Below are 273 nucleotides of genomic sequence, written 5' to 3'. Positions count from 1 at the left end.
CTCGAATTCCGCTGCGGCGCGCGTGTGCTCGACCAGGGCCAGCACATAGTCGAACAGCGCCGGTGCGGCATGTATCGCATCCGCGGCGGCCTGCGCGGCCTCCAGTTCGCCCACGCTCATGACCGGCTCGATCTGCGCGATGAGCTGGCGGCGGTCCATGCCGGCGAGCAGGGCGCGCGCCGCGGCGCGCGCCGGATAGCCCAGTTAGAAGAGCATAAAGAAAATTACAAACAGCGCCAACGGCAGCGCGAACGTGCCCACCATGAGTGGGTG

At 67.4% G+C, this 273-nt stretch carries 1 pseudogene (cut by a window edge); it reads right to left on the bottom strand.

The features are described 5' to 3' along the window. A pseudogene (locus JNK74_28340) lies at positions 1-273 on the bottom strand (AAA family ATPase) (it continues 429 nt past the right edge of the window).

This window comes from Candidatus Hydrogenedentota bacterium (genome assembly GCA_016791475.1).
Lineage (GTDB): Bacteria > Hydrogenedentota > Hydrogenedentia > Hydrogenedentales > JAEUWI01 > JAEUWI01.
Note: the sequence above shows the minus strand (reverse complement) of the source record. Positions and strands in the feature narration are given on the sequence as shown.